The 3,531-nt window shown below is 72.3% G+C and carries 3 protein-coding genes and 1 pseudogene; 2 read left to right on the top strand and 2 right to left on the bottom strand.

Annotation, left to right across the window (positions count from 1 at the left end; all coding sequences use genetic code 11):
* The coding region (locus H5J33_RS27645) for a hypothetical protein (protein WP_181797556.1) at nt 1-245 on the bottom strand (245 nt) is incomplete at its 3' end.
* 323 nt (nt 246-568) lie between these two features.
* Between H5J33_RS27645 and H5J33_RS27640 the strand changes: the two genes are divergently transcribed.
* On the top strand, nt 569-1,693 hold the full coding sequence (locus H5J33_RS27640; RefSeq protein WP_181797555.1) for a PLP-dependent cysteine synthase family protein: 1,125 nt from the start codon (nt 569-571) through the stop codon (nt 1,691-1,693).
* 68 nt (nt 1,694-1,761) lie between these two features.
* Here the strand turns inward: H5J33_RS27640 and H5J33_RS27635 are convergent, their stop codons facing one another.
* Nucleotides 1,762-2,592, bottom strand: coding sequence for a DeoR/GlpR family DNA-binding transcription regulator (locus H5J33_RS27635; protein WP_181797554.1), 831 nt, complete (start codon nt 2,590-2,592; stop codon nt 1,762-1,764).
* Between the two features lie 260 nt (nt 2,593-2,852).
* Between H5J33_RS27635 and H5J33_RS27630 the strand changes: the two are divergent.
* Nucleotides 2,853-3,531: pseudogene (locus H5J33_RS27630) on the top strand (hypothetical protein); the annotation flags it as partial.

The following is a 3,531-nucleotide window of genomic DNA, read 5'->3' as shown; positions in this document are numbered from 1 at the left end:
GGGTCGCGCTCGCCCAGCGTCAGCAGATACCGCGTGCCGTTCAGATCGGCCAGCGCCCGGTCGTCCGGAGCGAACCACGGCTTGGAGGCGCGCACCGCCTGCACCGGCGCGCTGTCTATCTCGCTGCCGTAGCTGGTGAGCAACTGGAGCCTGCCGTCGCTGATCCGGACCTGTCCGGCCCGGGTGAGCGAACGCAGGCCCTTGCCGATCCGCACGCCTGTGGCCCTGAACTCCGGCTCAGCCATGTCGGCCCCCCTCGCGCTCTTTCCCTGGGTGCGTGGTTCCCTGGTGGTCGGTTTCCTGTACCCCCCGTGCAGGACGGACCGTCCCGTCGCGTGAAGTCTGCCTCGGCCGGGCGAGGAGCACCAGTGCGCGCGGGGGCGCGCAAGAGAGTCACCCGGAGCACGCGCGTCCATGCGCCCCGTCCGGGTCGCACGCCTGTGCCCCAGCCTGTCTTGGACTGGCTCAAAGATGCGTTTATGCAGGTGGGAAGGTGTGTGAAAGGCGCCTATGCTCGATCCGCCGGCCCGCGCGAGGCGCCGCCGGTACAAGTGCAAGGAGCCCCGCCGTGAGCATCCCGCCCCAGACCACAACCGGCGCCACCCTCGACGTCGACCGCAGCGATCCCGTCTACCGCGACTGGCTCAAGGAAGCCGTCCGCAAGGTCCAGGCCGACGCCAACCGCTCGGCGGACACGCACCTGCTGCGCTTCCCGCTGCCCGAGCGGTGGGGGATCGACCTCTATCTGAAGGACGAGTCCACCCACCCCACCGGCAGCCTCAAGCACCGGCTGGCCCGCTCGCTGTTCCTGTACGGCCTGTGCAACGGCTGGATCCGCCCGGGCCGCCCGGTGATCGAGGCGTCCAGCGGCTCCACGGCGGTCTCCGAGGCCTACTTCGCGAAGCTGATCGGCGTGCCCTTCATCGCCGTCATGCCGCGCACGACCAGCGCCGAGAAGTGCCGGCTCATCGAGTTCCACGGCGGGCGCTGCCACTTCGTGGACGACTCCCGGAAGATGTACGAGGAGTCCGCCCGCCTGGCGGCGGAGACCGGCGGCCACTACATGGACCAGTTCACCTACGCCGAGCGGGCCACGGACTGGCGCGGCAACAACAACATCGCCGAGTCCATCTTCCGCCAGCTGCGCCTGGAGCGGTTCCCGGAGCCGGCCTGGATCGTGGCCACGGCGGGCACCGGCGGCACCTCCGCGACCCTCGCCCGCTACGTCCACTACATGCAGTACGACACCCGGATCTGTGTCGCCGACCCGGACAACTCCTGTTTCTTCGAGGGCTGGACCACCGGCGACCCGGACGTCACCTGCGACTGCGGCTCCCGGATCGAGGGCATCGGCCGGCCCCGTGTGGAGCCCAGCTTCGTGCCCGGCGCGATCGACCGGATGATGAAGGTCCCGGACGCGGCGAGCGTCGCCGCCGTACGGGCGCTGGAGGGCGCCATCGGCCGCAAGGCGGGCGGTTCCACGGGCACGGGGCTGTGGAGCGCGCTGAAGATCGTCGCCGAGATGGTGGCCGAGGGCCGTACCGGCAGTGTCGTCACCCTGCTGTGCGACCCGGGGGACCGGTACCTGGACAAGTACTACTCGGACGCGTGGCTAGCGGCCCAGGGCCTGGACATCGCGCCGTACACGGCGGCGATCGACTCGTTCCTGGCGACGGGGGTGTGGCCGGACTGACGACGCCCCGGCCGGCCGCCCGCCCGGTCCGGCACGCCACGTCCGAAGGCCCCGCCGGAGGGGGACCGTCAGGCCTCCACGGCCTCTTCCGCCGGCTCGCCCGCCACGATGACGCGCAGGTGCTCGGAGATCTCCGCGCGCGCCTCGGCGGGCAGCCCCGCGTCGGTCACCAGCGTGTCCACCTGGTCCAGCGTGGCGAACGAACTCAGGCCCACCGTGCCCCACTTGGTGTGGTCGGCGACCACCACCACCCGGCGCGCGGAGTGCACCAGGCGCCGGTTGGTCTCCGCCTCCGCGAGGTTCGGCGTGGACAGACCCGCTTCCAGCGATATGCCGTGCACACCGAGGAACAGCAGATCGAAGTGGAGCGCGGCGATCGCCTGGTCGGCCACCGGTCCCACCAGCGAGTCCGACGGCGTGCGCACCCCGCCGGTCAGCACCACCGTGGCCGCCCCCTGCCGCTGCCCCGAGGTGCGCTGCGCGACATGGAAGACGTCCGCGACCCGCACCGAGTTCGTCACCACGGTCAGGTCCGGCACCTCCAGCAGCTGCCGGGCGAGCGCGTAGGTCGTCGTACCGCCGGACAGGGCGATCGCCGCCCCCGGGCCGACCAGCCGGGCCGCGGCGCGCGCGATGTCCTCCTTGGCGGTCGGCTCCAGCCCCGACTTCGCCTCGAACCCCGGCTCGTGCGTGCTCGCCTCGACCACCGGCACCGCGCCGCCGTGCACCTTCTCCAGCACGCCCTGGCGGGCGAGCGCGTCCAGGTCGCGGCGGACGGTCATGTCCGAGACGCCGAGCTTGCGGGTCAGCTCGTTGACCCGCACCCCGCCGCGCCGCCGGACCTCGTCCAGGATGAGGGCGCGGCGCTGCTCCGCGAGGAGGTTCTGATTCTCGCTCACGTACGCTCCGGTCCTTTCGCCGCCAACCGTCCGACACGCCCGGCGCACCGGCTGCGACCTGGACTTCCGTCCGTTGGGGCAGTGCGCGGGCGTCCCATCTTTTCACGGCGCGGCCCCGGTCGCGCCACCACCTTCGGTGACGTCCGGCGTGACCCGGTTCGGGGAGATTCCGTGACGAGAGGTGTATACGGCGTCCGGAGCGGCCATCCTGGAGCGCGCACGACACAGACGTCAGGGCGTCACGGGGGATGTGCGAAACGATGGAACACGCGCACGACAGGACCGTAGAGCAGACGGAAGAGCCGTACGAGGGCCCGGCAGCGGACCGGTACGGCGACCGGACCCCAGCGGAACCTCCTTCAGGGAATCCGCCCCCGGCGGACCACGAGGGCCGCACGGAGCGGTGGCCGGCGCGACGGCCGGCGGAGCCGGAGACCGACCTGGAGCTGCTGGTGCACGGGGTCGGCGGCACCACACCCGAGAAGATGCTCGGCGATCCGCGCACGGTCCGGATCTTCGGCGACGACACGGCTGCCGTCTTCCGGCGCGCCGAGGACGTCGAGGACGTCGAGGACACCGCGGAGGCCGGTGCGGACGGTTCCGCCCCGGCCGGGCGGGAGCCGTGCGGCGGCCCGGTCCGGGAGGCGTACGTCTGGTGCAACCTCACCTCCGGTGACGGCAGCCGCGCCCTGTGGCTGTTGCTGCTGCCGTTCATGGTCGTCAACCTCGCCCACTGGATGCGCCCCGCCGCCTCCGGCCGGCCGCGCACCGTGCGGCTCTACGGCCTCCTGGTACGGCTGGCCGCCCTCACCCTGACGGTGCTACTGGTCGCCGCCGTCTGCGAGGTCGCCCTGGACCTGGTGGCCTGGCAGTGCGCGAGCGTCCCCGCGTGCGTACGCCGCCACTCCTGGCTGGAGTTCCTGGCTCCCGCGGGTCCCG

This window comes from Streptomyces sp. WELS2 (assembly GCF_013870595.1).
In the GTDB taxonomy this organism is placed as follows: Bacteria; Actinomycetota; Actinomycetes; order Streptomycetales; family Streptomycetaceae; genus Streptomyces.
Note: the sequence above shows the minus strand (reverse complement) of the source record. Positions and strands in the feature narration are given on the sequence as shown.